Source organism: Haloarcula litorea (genome assembly GCF_029338195.1).
GTDB lineage: Archaea > Halobacteriota > Halobacteria > Halobacteriales > Haloarculaceae > Haloarcula > Haloarcula litorea.
Window position 1 is genome coordinate 1,227,691 of sequence record NZ_CP119779.1, and the last position, 15,628, is coordinate 1,243,318.

Here is a 15,628-nt window from a genome sequence, read left to right on the forward strand (position 1 = left end):
GCATCGCCTGCCGACACCACTTCCACCGGGCTTTGCGAACCTTCTTGAGTCAGCCCGCGTAACCTCTGTGCACCCAGATGGCGACCGCCGACAACACCGAACTCATCGACCGTTTCGAGGAGTTCTACCGCAACTACTACCGCAACGAGATCGGTGAGCTCGCCCAGAAGTACCCCAACGACCAGAAGTCCCTGCACGTCGACTGGCAGGACCTCTACCGCTTCGATCCGGACCTGGCCGACGACTACCGGACCAAGCCCGGGCAACTCCAGGAGTACGCCGAGGAGGCCCTGCGCCTCTACGACCTCCCGGTGGACGTCTCGCTGGGCCAGGCCCACGTCCGGATGCGGAACCTCCCCGACGCCGAGGACATCCGCGATCTGCGCCACGAGCACCACGGCAACCTCATCGCTGTCCAGGGCATCGTCCGGAAGGCCACGGACGTCCGCCCGAAGGTCGTCGAGGCGGCCTTCGAGTGCCAGCGCTGTGGTACGCTCACCCGCATCCCGCAGGCCGAGGGCGACTTCCAGGAGCCCCACGAGTGCCAGGGCTGTGAACGCCAGGGCCCGTTCCGCCTCAACACCGAGCAGTCCCAGTTCATCGACGCCCAGAAGCTCCGCGTCCAGGAGTCCCCCGAGGGGCTACGCGGCGGCGAGACCCCACAGTCCATCGACGTCAACATCGAGGACGACATCACCGGCCAGGTCACCGCCGGCGACCACGTCCGCGTGACCGGCGTCCTCAAGCTCGACCAGCGGGGCTCGGACCAGGACAAGTCCCCGATGTTCGACATCTACATGGACGGCGTCAGCGTCGAGATCGAGGACGAGCAGTTCGAGGACATGGAGATCACCGACGCCGACAAGAAGGAGATCATCGAGCTCTCGAACGAACCGGACATCTACGACAAGATGGTCGGTGCCATCGCGCCCTCGATCTACGGCTACGAGAAGGAGAAGCTCGCGATGATGCTCCAGTTGTTCTCGGGGGTGACCAAGGACCTCCCCGACGGCTCGCGGATCCGTGGCGACCTCCACATGCTGCTGATCGGGGACCCGGGAACTGGAAAGTCTCAGATGTTATCATATATCCGAGAAATAGCGCCCCGCTCCGTCTACACCTCCGGGAAGGGATCCTCCAGCGCCGGCCTCACGGCGGCGGCCGTCCGGGACGACTTCGGCGACGGCCAGCAGTGGACTCTGGAGGCCGGGGCCCTGGTGCTTGCCGACCAGGGGATCGCCGCCGTCGACGAACTCGATAAGATGAGCTGCGTGACCGGCGACACGCTCGTCCACGGCGCGGACGGCATCTCGCGCATCCGCGACCTCGCTCACGACGCGGCCGCCGACGGGGCGGTCGAACAGCTCTCGAACGGTCGCATCGTCCGGGACTTCGGCGACCTGCGGGTCTGGACGATGACCGACGACGGGCGGCTGGTCACGCGACCCGTGACGGCGATCCACGAGTACGACGCGCCCGACGATCTCACGCGGGTCACGCTGGAGACCGACGAGCGCCTCACGGCGACGGCTGACCACCCATTCTTCGTCCGCGAGGACGGCGAGCGCGTCGAGCGCGAGGCCGCCGACCTCGCGGCCGGCGACTGGGTGTACGTCCCCCGCGAGCTCTCGGGGCCGGCCGCCGACGGCGGGACTGCGGCGCTGCCGGAAGACACGGCGAACGAGACGGCCGTCGCGAAGGACCCGGTCTCGCCCGCCCTCGCGTCGGTACTGGGCTACCTCGCCGGCGACGGCAACGTCTACTACGACCGCGACGAGGGGGTCTACGGCGTCCGGTTCACCAACGCCGAGGAGCAACTGCTCGCTGACTTCGAGCGAGCGGCCCGGGACCCCTTCGACGCCGACCCGGTCCGGCCGCCGAGCGAGCAGCGCGCCGACGGCGTCGAGACGGTCCGCGTCACCGGGAAGGCGGCCGCCGAGACGGTCCTCGACGCGGGGATGAACCTCGAGACGTACGACGGCAAGCGGCTTCCCGAGGGCGTCACTGCGTCCTCGGATGCGGCGAAGGCGGCGTTCCTGCGGGCGCTGGCTGACAGCGAAGGATCGGTCGACGACCGCACCGTCCGGATCCACTCCTCGAGTTACGACCTGCTGCTGGGGGCGAAACAGCTCCTCCTGGAGTTCTGTGTGTCCAGCCAGCTCCAGACGCGTGAGCGGTCCGACGGCCGGGACCTCCACGTCCTGACGATCACCGACGCGGACTCGCTGGCGGCGTTCGATCGACACGTCGGGTTCACGCTCGACCGGAAACGGCGAGCACTCGCCGAGGCAGTCGAACGCGTCTCCGGCGACCGGACGATTCTCGACGTCGTCCCGTCGTGTGGTGATCTACTTGCGGAGTGCCGCGACTCGCTCCGCCTGCACCAGTCCGAGTGTGGCCTCGACGACGTGACCTACTGCAACTTCGAGAACGAGGACGCGAACGTCTCCATTCGCGCCGCCCGGACGATCCTCGAACGCTTCGAGACTCGCACGTACGAGGCAGCGGCCGACCGCGAGACGGTCGAGGACGCGGACTGGGACCGGCTGTCGACCCTCCGCGAGCGCTACCACGTCCCACAGTCGGAACTCGCCGCGGGGACCGACTACAGCCAGCAGCAAATCTCGCGGCTGTGGGCCGAGGATCCCGCCCTCCGGAAGACCGTCGCAGCCCGGCTCGACACGATACTCGCGTCGGTCGCCGACGCCGACCTCTCGGAACTCCGGAGCCTCGTCCACGGCGACGTGCAGTGGCGACGCGTCGAGCGCGTCGAGACGGTGCCTGCGACGGTCGACGACGACGAGGTCCGCCTGCGCCGGGAGGAACTGGCGGCGCTGCTGGGATGTTCGCCCGCCGACGCCGTCGCGGACGCCAAGGATCTACTGGCGACCGAGCCCGCCCTCGACGACTGGGCGGCGCTCCGGAGCGCGACCGACGAGTACGGAATCTCCTACGCCACCCTCGCCGGGGACGTGGGCGTCGCGCCGTCGACCGTCTCCCGGTGGATGCGCGGCGTCGTCGAGACCGACCGCTTCGAGGCGGTTCGCGGGGCGGCGCTCGACCGGATCGAGTCTATTCGGGACGAGGCGCGGGCCCTCCTCGACGAGATCGAGGCCCGACAGACGCCCAGTGTCTACGACCTCACCGTCGAGGGGACCCACAACTTCGTCGCTAACGGGATGGTCGTCCACAACTCGGAAGATCGTTCGGCGATGCACGAGGCCCTCGAACAGCAGCGCATCAGCGTCTCGAAGGCGGGAATCAACGCCACGCTCAAGTCCCGGTGTTCGCTGCTGGGGGCAGCCAACCCCAAGTACGGCCGCTTCGACCAGTACGAACCCATCGGCGAGCAGATCGACCTCGAACCGGCGCTGATCTCGCGGTTCGACCTCATCTTCACCGTCACCGACAAGCCCGACGAGGAGGAGGACCGGAACCTCGCGGAACACATCATCCAGACCAACTACGCCGGCGAGCTCAACACCCACCGGATGCAGAATCCGACGCCGGACGTCTCCGAGGAGGAGGTCGAGACGGTCACCGAAGAGGTCGCCCCGACCATCGACCCGGAGCTCCTGCGGAAGTACGTCGCCTACGCCAAGCGGGACTGCTTCCCGACGATGACCGAGGAAGCAAAGGAGACCATCGAGGACTTCTACGTCGACCTGCGACTGAAGGGCCAGGACGAGGACGCCCCGGTCCCGGTCACCGCCCGGAAACTGGAGGCGCTGGTCCGGCTCGCGGAGGCGTCGGCGCGCATCCGCCTCTCGGACACCGTCGACGAGGAGGACGCCGACCGGGCCGTCGACATCGCCCACTACTGCCTGAAGGAGATCGGCGTCGACCCCGAGACCGGCGAGTTCGACGCCGACGTGGTCGAGACGGGTACCTCGAAGAGCCAGCGCGACCGCATCCAGAACATCAAGGGGATCATCGCTGACATCGAGGACGAGTACGACGAGGGCGCGCCGATCGACGTGGTGATCGAGCGCGCCGAGGAGGTCGGCATCGACGAGTCCAAGGCCGAACACGAGATCGAGAAGCTCAAACAGAAGGGCGAGGTGTACGAGCCCCGCACCGACCACCTGCGGACGACGTAGGATGGACCGGATCTCCGCCCTGCGGAACATCGAGGACGTGCTCGCGGCCTTCGAGGAGGGCGAGCGCTCGCTGTCGGAGCTGGAACGCGAGGTCAGGGGCATCCTCCGGACCTACGCGGCCGACTTCGAGGGGGACCTGCGGGCCTACCGGGCCAGCGGTGACGGCGCGGCCGACGGACTGGTGGTGCTGGCGGCCTCGGAACCCGACGCGCGGGGCCGCGTCCGCGACCTGGTCGACGATCCGGGGCAGTTCAGCGTCGCGCCCGCCGACGAAGGTTGAAGTGCGAGAGGGGGCGACGCACGGGTATGTGTGACCTCCCCGAGGCCCTCGCCGACGCCCCGGCGACGCTCGTCTGCGCGCCGCCGATGCAGGGCGGCGGGAGCGGTCGCTGTCGAGCGCTTCTGGACGCGGCCGATCCGACGGAGACGGTGGTCTGGGTGACGTACAACCGCTCGCCGGCGGCGTGCGTGGAGCAGTACCGGGAGCGTGGCGGCGACGCGACGGCGGTCGTCGTCGCCGTCGGCGAGACAGCGGTCGGGGCCGACGATACGCTCGCCGACGCCGAAGTCGCGACCGTCTCGACGCCGGCCGATCTCACCGGACTCGGGATCGCGCTGAGCCGAGCGCTGTCGAGCCACGACGACGTGACCTGCTGTTTCGACTCCCTGACGGCGCTGTTGCAGTACGCCGATCGCGAGACTGCCTTCGAGTTCCTCCACGCGGTCACGGCCCAGCTCTACGCGGCCGACGCCACCGCACACGTCCACCTCGACCCGACGGTCCACGACGACCGGACCGTCGACGCGCTGGCCTCGCTGTTCAACGCGCTCGTCGACGTCACCGGGGACACGCGCGAGGTTCGCGTCCGCGAGTCAGTAACGAGCGACTAGATAAATTTTTCAACCTCTACAACGGAATTATCGGCGTGTTGCTCGTCGTCACCTACACGCGAGCCGCGCGGCGGGACCTGCGGAACGTCTGCGCGGCTCACGAGGACTGCGTGGTCCGGGAGCTGGGCCGGGCGGCGCTGCTGTCGGCGACGGAGTTCGGGGCGTTCCAGGCGCTTCGGCTCCAGGAGAAACACGGGCTGGACGTCCAGGTCGAGCGGGTCCGCCCGTTCGAGCCGTCGGACGCGCCGGCCCGTGTCCGCGAGGCGGCCGGGGCCTACGAGGCCCGCGACCAGCCGTCGACGCCGTACGCGCGGTTCGCGGCGGGCCGGGACCTGCCGGACCCGGACGCGATGCGGGGGCGGGAACTGTGAGGGTCGTCGTCGACGGGCGGGTCCGGACCGGGCGGGCCGTCGCCGTCGGGGACCTGCCGGTCGGCGGTGCGGAACTCGCGGCGGCGGTCCGGGGCGAGCGCGACCGGCCGACGGTCGAGGCTCCGTCCCCCACGCCGGTGTACGACTACTGTGGCCGCGTCCGTCCGGAGATGGGCCTCGAGACGCGGACGGCCCTGGCGACGGCCGCGCGGTCGCTGGGAGCGACGACGCCGCGCGACGAGACCATCGCGGCCCTGCGCTCCGAACTGGACGACCTGTCACCGGCACAGCCGTCCCGACCGCCCGCCCTCGATCCGCCGTCGGCGGACCGGCTCGCGGCACTGCGGGAGACGGCCGCGACCGAGCGGGGGCGGCTGGACGCCCGGACCGCGCTGGACGCCGAGACCGACGGGATCGAACAGACCGTCCGGTCGGCCACGCGGGAGCTGACCGAGGCCGAGACCGAGCGGACCGCCGCGGTCGAACAGCGGGTCCGGCGGCGCGAGGCCGCCCGCGAGTACCGGGACCGACTCGACGAGCGGCGGCGGCTCGCGGACCGACTGGCGAACGAGCGACGGGCGGCGCGGGCACACCTCGTCGACTCGTTCACCGACCGCTTCCGGGACGCGCTGGCGGCCGTCCCGGCGTCGGTTCCGCCGGAGCCGTTCGAGGCCCCGCCCGTCGCCGCCGCGCTCGCGGTGCTGCGGCTCGGGCACACGCCGGCTCCGGTCGTCCTCGAAGTCGACCGGTTCGACTCGCCCGCGGCGGCGGCCGACGCGCTCGACGCGCCGGTCCTGCGGTGCTGAGACTTAAACCGGAGCGGGCGGCGACCGCCCGTATGGTGACACTCGACTGCGCGACGAGCCGCCACGACGGGGTGACGCTCGTGACCGTCCGGCTCCGGGACGTCGACCGGCCGACGCGCGTGACCGTCCGGAACCGCCTCGACGGCCCGGTGTGGCCGCCGCGCCGCGAGGGGCGTCCGGCGACCGGCTGGACCGACGAGGGCTTCGAGGGAGTCGTCGAGAGCGAGCGGGCGCTGGGGTACGCGACGCCGGCCCCGGCCGAGACGCCGGCCGCGACGCTCGCCGACGCGACCCCGGTCGCCGCCGAGGGCGGGGTCGCCGACTACGGGAGGGACGCGATGTCCACCGATCCCGACGCTGTCGTCCGCTCGCTGGGCGACCCGTCGCCGCCGCGGGACGCGGTTCCCCGCTCGGGACGAGACGGCGGGACCGACGGAGGAACGAGCGGACGCGACGCCCCGGAGACGCACGACGCTCCGCCCGCGGACGTCCCTGCCCCCGTCGCGGAGTGGCTGGCGACGATGGCCGACAGGGCGGACCGGGCCGAGGCGCTGGTGGCCGCCGAGACGCTCGCGGCGGCCACCGATGCGGTCGACGCCGCCGGCGGGCTGGCCGGCGTCCGCGACCTGGCGACCGGCACGGACGAGCGGCTGCTCCGGGCCGTCGCTCGGCGCGCGGAGACGCTTGCCGACCGGCGGGCGGCGGCGTCCGTTCCGGTCGAGACGCTCGAACGGCTCGCATGATCCTGACCGTCATCGGCGGCAAGGGCGGGGTCGGCAAGTCGACGGTCGCGTTCAACCTCGCCGCGCGGCTGGACGGCGTCGTCGTCGACGGCGACCTCGGGATGGCGGACCTCCCGGCGGGCCGCGGCCCGGACCTCCACGACGTGCTGGCCGGGCGGGCCGATGTCCACGAGGCCGTCCGGCACGGCGGTCCGGTGACGGTGGTCCCGTGTGGCCGGACGCTGGCGGGCGCGCGGGCCGCCGACCCGGCGGCGCTCTCGGACGCGCTGGCGGCGCTGGACCGGACGCACCGCTGGGTCGTCGTCGACTCGCCGGCCGGTCGCCACGCCGACGTGGGGGTGCCGCTGGTCGCCGCCGACGCGGCCCTCGTGGTGACGACCGACACGGCCGCGGCGCTGGCCGACGCGCTCCGGGTCCGGGAGCTCGCACGGGAACTCGGGACTGGGATCTGCCGGGTCGTCCTCAACCGAGTCGGTCCCGACGCCGCAACCCGGCCGGTCGCGGACCGCCTCGGCGCGCCGGTGGTCACGCTGCCCGAGAGCGAGGCACTGGCCGCGGCACAGCGACACGGCCAGCCGGTCGGTCGGACGGCACCGGACTCGGCGGCCGCAGAATCGATCGCCCGACTCGCGGACGCGGTCTACGCCTGCAGGTCGGTGTAGGTCCCCCGGATCGTGACGGGCGTCACGTCCGCCACGTCGGCGGCCTCGGCCTGTGTGAGGCCGCCGTCGAGTTCTCTCGACGCGGTGTAGAGGCAGGCCGCGGCGACGCCGGCGGGGTTGCGACCGCCGACGGCGTCGCGTGCGCGGGCCTCGTCGACCAGTTCCTCCGCTCGGGACCGGACCGCGTCCGGGAGGTCGAGCTCGGAGGCGAAGCGAGGGACGTACTCGCGGGGGTCGATGGGACCGGTCGGCAGCCCCAGGTCGCGGTTCAGGGCGTCGTAGGCGGCCCGGAGCTCGTCGGGGTCGGCGCGGGCGGCCCGACACAGCTCCTCGACGGTCCGGGCGACGCCCTCGGTGCGACAGGTGGCGTACACCGCCGCGGCGGCGAACCCCTCCAGCGAGCGGCCACGGAGCAGGTCGGCCTTCTGTGCGGACTCGAAGAGGACGCAGGCGCGGTCGCGGATCGCGTCCGAGAGGCCCAGCGAGCAGACGATCCGCCGGATGGCGGTGAAGGCGTACACCTGATTTCGGTCCCGCTTCGACCCCACCTGCGCCCGGCGGTGTTCGCGCCGGAGGCGCGCCATCTGTCGTCGCTTGCGCCCCTTCAGCCGGGTCGAGCGACCGATCTCCGTCGAGAGCCCCCGGTCGTGTCGGGACCGGGTCAGCGGCGCGCCGGTCCGGGCGCGGTCCGTGTCCTCGTCCGCGAAGCTCCGCCACTCCGGCCCGCGGTCGATGGCGTCCTCGCCGACGACCAGGCCACAGCTGGCACACACCGTCTCGCAGCCGTCCTGTTCGAGCGTCCCGTCGCACTCGGGGCAGCCAGTCGCAGTCGCACTCATCGTGGTTCGATCTACGCGCCGAGCCGAGGTTAAAAAACCGACGTTCGTGCGGGTGAACGCCGCGATCCGTCGGAAACTACCGACCGGTTATCGGTAGGTACGACCGCGACGCCCGCGTTGTTTTCGGACACCTTCCGACGGTATTAAGGGCCGGCCGCGAGCAGTGACCGACGATGGGACTGGCGGACATCGCGGCCGGGATCGAGGTGACCGACCACCAGCGGGAGCGCGGCGTGGCGGCCGTCGACGACACCGAGGGGTCGCTGGCCGACCGGCTCGCGCCGTTCGCCGACGAGCTGCCGTGTCCCGCCGCCGCGGCGGCCACGGTGGCCGAGCGCTACGCCGCCGGCCGTGCGGTCGACGACGCCGGCCACGCCGCGGGCGTCCCGCCGGTGACGGCCGCGAAGACGCTGCACCTGCTGGGCGAGCAGGTCTCGCCCGTCGGCCCGCGGCAGAGGGAGATCGTCCGGGACTGGCTCGCGGGCGACCTCTCGCGGACGGACGCGCGGGAGCTGGCGGGGGTCGGCGACCGGACGTTCGCGCTGGCGGCCTACGTCGAGAGCCACGACCCGCTGCCGGCGGCCCGGGCCGCCGTCGAGGGAACGCTCGGAGCAGGCGAGGAGCGCGACCCGCTCGGCGACGCGCGCAGCGACGTGGACGACCTGTTCTGACGGCTCGACTGGACCACGCTTAACACTCGCCGCCGCAAACCGGCGGCTATGTCGGCATCGGAACTGGCCGCGGCGGTCGCGGAGGCGCTGGCGGTGGACGCCGAATCCTTCCACGCGAGCGCCCGCGAGGAGGCCGAACGGCTCAAAGAGGAGGTCAGGTCGGGCACGTTCGACAACACGGAGGCCATCGTCGGGATGGAGCTGGAGCTGTACGCCGTCGACGACCAGACCGACGCCCTCCGGCGGGTGCCACGACAGTTGCTGGAGCTCGTCGGCTTCGAGAAGGAGCTCGGCCTGCACAACGCGGAGATGCAGACCAGCCCGCAGCCGCTGAACGAACACGGGCTGGCAACACAGCGCGCCGAACTGAAGGCGTCGTTGCTGCCCGCGGAGCGACGCCTCGGCAACGAGGGGATCCGGCTCGTTGCCGACGGGATGTGGACGGTTCCGCCGAACGGCGAGACCGCCGGGGACTACCTCTCCGACTCCGTCGAACACGACGGCATCCGGCTGGCGACGAACATGTCGGACTCGGTGCGGTACCACACGATGGCGAACACGGACTACCCGGCGAGGTTCGAACTGGACGCCCCACACGTCTTGATGGAAGCCGACACCGTGATGCCCGAGTCGCTGATCACCTCGATCCAACCCCACTACCAGATCCCCCACGCCCCGGACCTGCCGGAGTACTTCAGTTACGCCCTGCGGATCGCCGGCCCCGTGCTCGCGCTGGGGGTGAACTCGCCCTTCTTCCCGCCGGACCTCTACGACGACGCGCCCGACGCCGAGATCGTCGAGGACGCACGGATGGAGAACCGCGTCGGGGTCTTCGAGTCGGTGCTGAACCCGCCCGAGGACGACCCGACGCCGCCGAAGGTCTGTTTCCCGCCGGACTTCGAGACGGTCGAGGACGCCATCGACGACATCGTCGCCGACGACACCATCGTCCCGATGGACCTCCAGTCGGGGACGCGGTTCGACGACGACTTCGTCCACGTCCGGCACAAGCACGGCTCCTACTGGCGGTGGGTCCGGCCCGTCTTCGAGGGGCCGACCCGCTCGGCCGCCAACGCCCGCATCGAGTTCCGGCCGCTGCCGGCCCAGCCGACCGTCGACGACGCCGTCGCGTTCGAGGCGCTGTTCGCCGGCCTGATGGAGAGCCTGCCGCGGCTCGAACACCCGGTCCAGTCGATGGACTGGGCGACCGCCGAGGAGAACTTCTACGCGGCCACGCGCGACGGTCTGCGGGCCGACATCGAGTGGATCACGGTCGACGGCGCGACCACCACGTCGACGGACGAGCTGTACGGGGAGCTGTTCGAACTCGCCCGCGAGGGACTGGAGGCCAGCGGCCTCTCGACCGAGGAGGCCCACGAGTACATCCGCCCGCTGCGCGAGCGGGTCGACCGGCGGCTCACGCCCGCCCGCTGGAAACACGACTACGTCCGCCGGCGCGTCGAGGAGAACGTCCCGCTGGCCCAGGCGATCTGGGGGATGCAGTCGGCGTACATCCGCCACCAGACGGAGACGCTGCTGGACGGGAGCTTCGCCGACTGGTTCGAGTGACGGCTCAGTCGGCCGCCAGCCCGCCGGCCGCCGCCCGCTCCGGGTAGTCCTCGACGCCCGCGTAGGCGGCGACGTCGCCGCCGAGGTCGTCGAGCCGCTCGGCGATCTCCGCGTCGGCGACGGTCCCGTCCTCGAAGGCGGCCCACGACTCCGGGATCGCGACCTGCGTCGGAAGCGGCCACGCCTTCAGTTCGCGACAGGCGGCCCGCAGGTGTTCGAGGGCCGGTGTCGGGAACCCACCGCCGGCGACGGCGAGCAGCCCCACGGTCGTCCCCGCCCAGTCCTCGATGTCGCAGTAGTCCAAGGCGGTCTTCACCGGCGAGGCGTAGGTGCCGTGGTACATCGGCGTCCCGAGGACGACGCCGTCGGCCGCGGCGATCCGGGCGGCCAGTTCGGGGCCGTCCCCGGCGTCGGCCGCGTCGGCGTCGAACAGCGGGAGGTCCCACTCCCGGAGGTCCAGTAACTCGGTCGTCGCACCGGCGGCCGCCGCGGCCGCGAGCGCTCGGTCGACGGCGATCCGCGTTCCGCTGTCGTCGCGCAGGCTGCCACACAGTCCGACGACGTGTGTCCGGTCGGTCATCGGTACCTGATCGTCGGAGCGCCACAAAGGTAAAAATTCTGAGAATTACGTTTCAGTAGTGACGCTGATAGGTCGGGTGCGTTTTTGTGTCCGGTCCGCGAACGCTGCGGTATGACCGACGACGACGGGACGACACGTCCCCCGGAGGCGGCGTTCGCGCTGTTCGGCCACGAGCTCCGGGTCGAGATCCTGTTCGCGCTCTGGGCGGCCGAGCGCCACTCGCTCCCGTTCGCCGAGCTCCAGTCCCGGGTCGGGGAACGGGACAGCGGGAAGTTCAACTACCACCTCTCGAAGCTGGTCGGCCAGTTCGTCGGCAAGAACGGCGACGAGTACGAACTGCGCTACCCCGGCCACCGGGTCATCGACGCCATCAGGACGGGCTTTCTCCACCGGACGGCCGACGTCGGCCCGGTCACCCTCGACACCGACTGTCGGACCTGTGGTGCGGCCCTGACGTTCACCTACGAGGAGTACGTCGCCCGGGTCGGCTGTCTGGACTGCGGGGACATCGTCGTCGCGTTCCCGTTCGACCCCGGCGGCGTCGAGGGCCGCTCCGACGAGGGAGTCGTCGACGCCTTCGACCGCCGGACGCGACTGTGCTGGCGGTTCGCCGTCGCCGGCGTCTGTCCGATGTGTGCCGGCGTCGTCCGCACCGGACTCGCGCCCGAGCCGGGCCCGGAACTGGACAGCCACTACACCGACGACCACCCCGCCGTCCTCGCCGTCGACTGTCGGCAGTGCAGCTTCTACAACTACCCGCCGGCCGGGATCCTCCTCTGCTATCACCCCGCCGTGGCCGGCTGGTTCGCGGACCGGGGGATCGACCTCCGGACGACACCGCTGTGGGCGCTCGACTTCGTCGCCGACCCCGACCGCGTCGCCGTCGAGCGCGAGGACCCGCTCGGGGTGACGGTGACTGCGACCGCCGGTGGCGAGCGCCTGCGGGTCTCCCTCGACGAGAGCGCCCGCGTCACGGCGCTCGAACGCACCCCCGCCGACGGCGAGTCACTGTGAAACTGAGTTCACGACCGGGCCGCCTCCGGGACCGCGGCCGGGAGGGCCGTTTTTCCGGTCGGCCACCTAGGGCCGTCGTGTCTCTCACCGACCGCCGTCTCGCCGTGGCCCTGACCGCCGTCGCCGGCATCTTCCACCTGCTGGCCCCCGACCTGCTGTTGCGGACGGCCCGCTGGGGCTACCGGCGCGTCCTCGCCGTCGAGTTCCACCCGAAGCGGGGGGCCAGCCGCCGGGTCCGCGCGGTCGGCGTGGGGTTCCTCCTGCTGGCGGCGGCGCTCCGTCGCTACACCGCCGACTCGACGTAGTCGACGGCCGCCGCGGGGGTGTCGACGTGTTCGATGCCGTCCAGCCGCTCGACCCGGTGGGTGTCCAGCCCGGCGACCGGCCGGCCCTGGTCCAGCGCGTGGCCCAGCTCCGAGAGGGTCCCGGCCGCGCCGTCGACGGCGACGACGGCCGCGCCGTTCAGCACGACCAGGACGTTGCGCGCGCTCCCGAGTCCGGTGGCGATGGCGGTGTCGACGTGGTCGTTGGCGGCCGCCCGCCGCTCGCCCGGGAGGATGCCGATGGTGTGCCCGTCGGCGGCGCTCGCGCCCTCGCAGACGGCCTCCATCACGCCGGTCAGGCCGCCACAGACGACCTCGTGGTTCCGCTCGCCGAGGCGTCGACCCACCTCGCGTGCCTGCCGGTACTGTTCGTCCGTGACCGTCGACCCGCCGATGACCGAGACGCGCATAGCTCGGCGTTCGGGGAGTGCGGTGAAAAAGTCGCGGTGCGTCGCCCGTCGCCAGCCGGCCGATTACAGCTGGTCGAGCCAGTCCTGTGCGCGGGACTCGCTGGTCTCGGCGATCTCGGCGATCTCGGCGGCGTCGCGGGCCTCGAGCTCGGCGACCGTCTCGATACCGGCCCCGCGCAGGCGGTCGGCGTAGGTCGGGCCGATGCCGTCGACCGTCTCGACGTCCGCGGCCTCCTCGGTGCCGGTCTCCTCGACGGCGGCGGCCTCGTCGGTGGCGTCGACGTCGTCGGCGACGTCCTCGACCGCTTCCTCGGCGGTCTCCTCGACGTCGCCTTCGCCGGGGGACTCGACCTCGATGTCGACCTCCTCGCCGCTGCGCTCGCTGTACCACTCCGCGACCTCGGGCCAGAGCTCCTCGTGGGTCGAGGAGGACACCGACAGACCGATGTGGCCCGTCGAGAACTCGATGGTCTCCGTGTCCTCGCTCGGGATGACGTCGGTGAACGGCTTCGAGGCCGCCGGCGGGATGAGGTGGTCGTACTTGCCCATCAACTGGAGGACCGGCATGTCGAGGTTCTCCAGGTCGACGTGTTTCCCGTCCAGCTCCAGCTCGTTGTTGTAGAGCTTGTTGTCCTGGTAGACGTCCTCGAGGAACTGGACGTAGGTGTCGCCGGCGACGTCGATCCCGTCGCCGAGCCACTTCTCCATCCGGCCGAAGTTCTCGACGAACGCCTCGTTCTCTAAGTTCTCGAACAGCCGGATGTACTTCGAGACGTAGTTGTCGACGGGGTCCATCAGCGCGAAGCCGATGTCGAGCATCTCCGCGGGGACGTTGCCGAAGGTGTCGACGACGTCCTGGGGGTCGTAGTACTCGTCGGAGCCCCACTCCTCTAAGACGCCGCCGGTCTGGTCGAAACAGAGGCCGGCGGCCATCAGGCCGAGCGTGTTGACCTTCTCGCGGTGGAGCGCCGAGTACATCACCGACATCGTCCCGCCCATACAGTAGCCGAGGATGTTGACGGCGTCCTGACCGGATCGTTCCCGGACCACGTCGACGCAGTTGTCCATATAGCGGTTGACGTAGTCGTCGAGCGTCAGGTGCTGGTCGAGCCGCGAGGGCTCGTTCCAGTCGATGAGGTAGACGTCGTGGCCCGCCTCCAGCAGCCGGCGGACGACCGACCGCTCCTCCTGGAGGTCCAGGATGTACGGGCGGTTGATGAGCGCGTAGACGATGAGGATGGGGACCGACTCCTTGTCCTCTTCGTCGACCTCGATGCCGGCGGCCTCGGCGTCGTAGTGGAGGAGCTCGAGCTTGTTCTCCTCGTAGACGACCTCCGAGGGCGTCTGACCGACCTCGACGGACTCCATCAGTTCGAGGCGCTCGTCGGCGACCTGGCTGGTGTCGGCGGCCTCGCTCATCGCCTCCAGCGTCTTGGTCTGCCAGTCGACGGCGGCCTTGAACGGGTTGAACGGGTTACTGGACATGGGTTACTCCTCGAGGTGCTCGAGGACCCGATCGAGCTTCTGTTCGACGGCGTGCTGGCGGCGCTCGACCTCGACGAGGCGTTCGGCGACCTCGTCTATGTCGTCGCGGGTCGGGAAGCCCATCTGGGCGATGGCGTCCTGGCTGAGGTCGTCGGCCTCCTGTTGCATCTCCATCATCGACTCGACGAGCTGGCCGTTCGCGGCCGCGAAGGCCGACGTGCCCATCACGTGCTTGAACGCCTCGTTGGCCGACTGGAGCCAGATGTCGCGGAACTCCGCGGGATCGACGTCCTCGCCCTGTGCCGCCTCGGCGGACCGCTCGACCATCTGTTCGGCCGCGTCGAGCCACTCCTCGTAGGCCTTGTTGTACCCCTGGAACCCCTCGGAGAGCTCGTCCTCCTGGGGGATGGTGTCCTCGACCGCGTCGGCCCACGACTCGACGAAGGCGGCTTGGGCCTTCATGTTCTGCTCCATCGAGTCCGCGACCGCGTCGTTCATCTGCTCGACCATCTCCGCCCATTCGTCCTGCATCTGGTTCGTATCGCTCATTATTGTAGTCTAGGTGTATCTCGCGCGCTCGCGCACAAAAAACGGCTGGTTCGGTCCGTTACGCCTCGACGGCGTCGGCGGCCTGGGCCTGGACTTCCTCGACCTGCTCCTGGATCTCCTCGACCTGCTCCTGGACCTCCTCGAGCTGGTCGCCGAACTGCTCGGCGACCTCGACGGACTGGGACTCGAGTTCCTCGTGGGCCTCGACGAGCATATCGACCTGCTCCTCGACGGCGGCGAGGTAGTCCTCGGTCATGTCGTCGTAGGCGTCGACGCCCTCGACCAGCTCGCTCTCGATGTTGTCGAAGACCTCGGCGTGGTTCTCGAGCAGGAAGTCGTACTGCTCGTCGACGGCACGGCGGATCTCGTCGACGGTGCCGGCCGCCCCGGGGACGGTGGCCTCGACGGCGTCGAGGTAGCTGTGGAAGGCGGTCTTCGACAGCTCGACGCCGCGGCGCTGGGCCGACTCCTGGGTGTCGAGACTGTCGATGACGGCCTCGTTGACGTTCTGCTGGAAGGTGAAGCTCTGTTCGAGGGCCTTCTGGCTCTGTTCGATGGTCGCGCGCTGCATCTCGAAGGCGGTCGTGACGGGGGTGGTGTAGTCTACCATTGTGA

General features: G+C 70.7%; 17 protein-coding genes. 11 read left to right on the top strand and 6 right to left on the bottom strand.

The features are described from left to right. Positions 1-77: 77 nt before the first annotated feature. Genes P0592_RS06440 through P0592_RS06470 form a run of 7 tightly spaced genes read left to right on the top strand, consistent with a single transcriptional unit; the run spans position 78 to position 7,573 of the window. Complete coding sequence (locus P0592_RS06440; protein WP_276273455.1) at positions 78-4,100, top strand: LAGLIDADG family homing endonuclease; 4,023 nt, start codon at positions 78-80, stop codon at positions 4,098-4,100. A gap of 1 nt (position 4,101) precedes the next feature. Then, complete coding sequence (locus P0592_RS06445) at positions 4,102-4,380, top strand: DUF7854 family protein (protein WP_276273456.1); 279 nt, start codon at positions 4,102-4,104, stop codon at positions 4,378-4,380. A 26-nt stretch (positions 4,381-4,406) separates the two neighbouring features. After that, positions 4,407-4,991 (top strand): DUF7504 family protein, encoded by a 585-nt coding sequence (locus P0592_RS06450; RefSeq protein ID WP_276273457.1) that lies wholly within the window; start codon positions 4,407-4,409, stop codon positions 4,989-4,991. A 35-nt stretch (positions 4,992-5,026) separates the two neighbouring features. Beyond that, on the top strand, positions 5,027-5,362 hold the full coding sequence (locus tag P0592_RS06455; RefSeq protein ID WP_276273458.1) for a DUF7855 family protein: 336 nt from the start codon (positions 5,027-5,029) through the stop codon (positions 5,360-5,362). After that, complete coding sequence (locus P0592_RS06460; protein WP_276273459.1) at positions 5,359-6,168, top strand: DUF7856 family protein; 810 nt, start codon at positions 5,359-5,361, stop codon at positions 6,166-6,168. Before P0592_RS06455 ends, P0592_RS06460 begins: the two co-directional genes overlap by 4 nt. A gap of 32 nt (positions 6,169-6,200) precedes the next feature. Further along, positions 6,201-6,911, top strand: a complete 711-nt coding sequence (locus P0592_RS06465; protein ID WP_276273460.1) for a DUF7857 domain-containing protein — start codon at positions 6,201-6,203, stop codon at positions 6,909-6,911. Next, positions 6,908-7,573 (top strand): MinD/ParA family ATP-binding protein, encoded by a 666-nt coding sequence (locus tag P0592_RS06470; protein ID WP_276273461.1) that lies wholly within the window; start codon positions 6,908-6,910, stop codon positions 7,571-7,573. The genes P0592_RS06465 and P0592_RS06470 overlap by 4 nt, the downstream gene beginning before the upstream one ends. Here P0592_RS06470 and P0592_RS06475 read toward each other — a convergent pair. Next, positions 7,552-8,412: a transcription initiation factor IIB gene (locus tag P0592_RS06475; protein WP_276273462.1), complete on the bottom strand. Its 861-nt coding sequence runs from the start codon at positions 8,410-8,412 to the stop codon at positions 7,552-7,554. The two genes, P0592_RS06470 and P0592_RS06475, sit on opposite strands and share 22 nt — an antisense overlap. A 173-nt stretch (positions 8,413-8,585) precedes the next feature. On the opposite strand from P0592_RS06475, the gene P0592_RS06480 reads away from it, so the two are divergent. Both P0592_RS06480 and P0592_RS06485 read left to right on the top strand, forming a co-directional pair. Continuing rightward, positions 8,586-9,083, top strand: coding sequence for a DUF7858 family protein (locus P0592_RS06480; RefSeq protein ID WP_276273463.1), 498 nt, complete (start codon positions 8,586-8,588; stop codon positions 9,081-9,083). Between the two features lie 48 nt (positions 9,084-9,131). Continuing rightward, on the top strand, positions 9,132-10,652 hold the full coding sequence (locus P0592_RS06485; RefSeq protein ID WP_276273464.1) for a glutamate-cysteine ligase family protein: 1,521 nt from the start codon (positions 9,132-9,134) through the stop codon (positions 10,650-10,652). A gap of 4 nt (positions 10,653-10,656) precedes the next feature. Here the strand turns inward: P0592_RS06485 and P0592_RS06490 are convergent, their stop codons facing one another. Beyond that, on the bottom strand, positions 10,657-11,232 hold the full coding sequence (locus P0592_RS06490; RefSeq protein WP_276273465.1) for an NADPH-dependent FMN reductase: 576 nt from the start codon (positions 11,230-11,232) through the stop codon (positions 10,657-10,659). A gap of 111 nt (positions 11,233-11,343) precedes the next feature. On the opposite strand from P0592_RS06490, the gene P0592_RS06495 reads away from it, so the two are divergent. After that, complete coding sequence (locus P0592_RS06495) at positions 11,344-12,246, top strand: DUF7351 domain-containing protein (protein WP_276273466.1); 903 nt, start codon at positions 11,344-11,346, stop codon at positions 12,244-12,246. Positions 12,247-12,323: 77 nt separating this feature from the next. Next, on the top strand, positions 12,324-12,551 hold the full coding sequence (locus tag P0592_RS06500; protein ID WP_276273467.1) for a hypothetical protein: 228 nt from the start codon (positions 12,324-12,326) through the stop codon (positions 12,549-12,551). Here the strand turns inward: P0592_RS06500 and P0592_RS06505 are convergent. From P0592_RS06505 to P0592_RS06520, 4 genes are all read right to left on the bottom strand, one after another. After that, on the bottom strand, positions 12,530-12,979 hold the full coding sequence (locus P0592_RS06505) for a TIGR00725 family protein (RefSeq protein ID WP_276273468.1): 450 nt from the start codon (positions 12,977-12,979) through the stop codon (positions 12,530-12,532). The genes P0592_RS06500 and P0592_RS06505 overlap by 22 nt on opposite strands. Positions 12,980-13,042: 63 nt before the next feature. Continuing rightward, positions 13,043-14,464: a poly(3-hydroxyalkanoate) polymerase subunit PhaC gene (gene phaC / locus P0592_RS06510; RefSeq protein WP_276273469.1), complete on the bottom strand. Its 1,422-nt coding sequence runs from the start codon at positions 14,462-14,464 to the stop codon at positions 13,043-13,045. A 3-nt stretch (positions 14,465-14,467) separates the two neighbouring features. After that, on the bottom strand, positions 14,468-15,013 hold the full coding sequence (locus P0592_RS06515) for a poly(R)-hydroxyalkanoic acid synthase subunit PhaE (protein ID WP_276273470.1): 546 nt from the start codon (positions 15,011-15,013) through the stop codon (positions 14,468-14,470). A gap of 58 nt (positions 15,014-15,071) precedes the next feature. Continuing rightward, the gene (locus tag P0592_RS06520) at positions 15,072-15,623 is read right to left on the bottom strand and encodes a hypothetical protein (protein WP_276273471.1); all 552 of its coding nucleotides are present in this window, start codon (positions 15,621-15,623) and stop codon (positions 15,072-15,074) included. Positions 15,624-15,628: the final 5 nt, after the last annotated feature.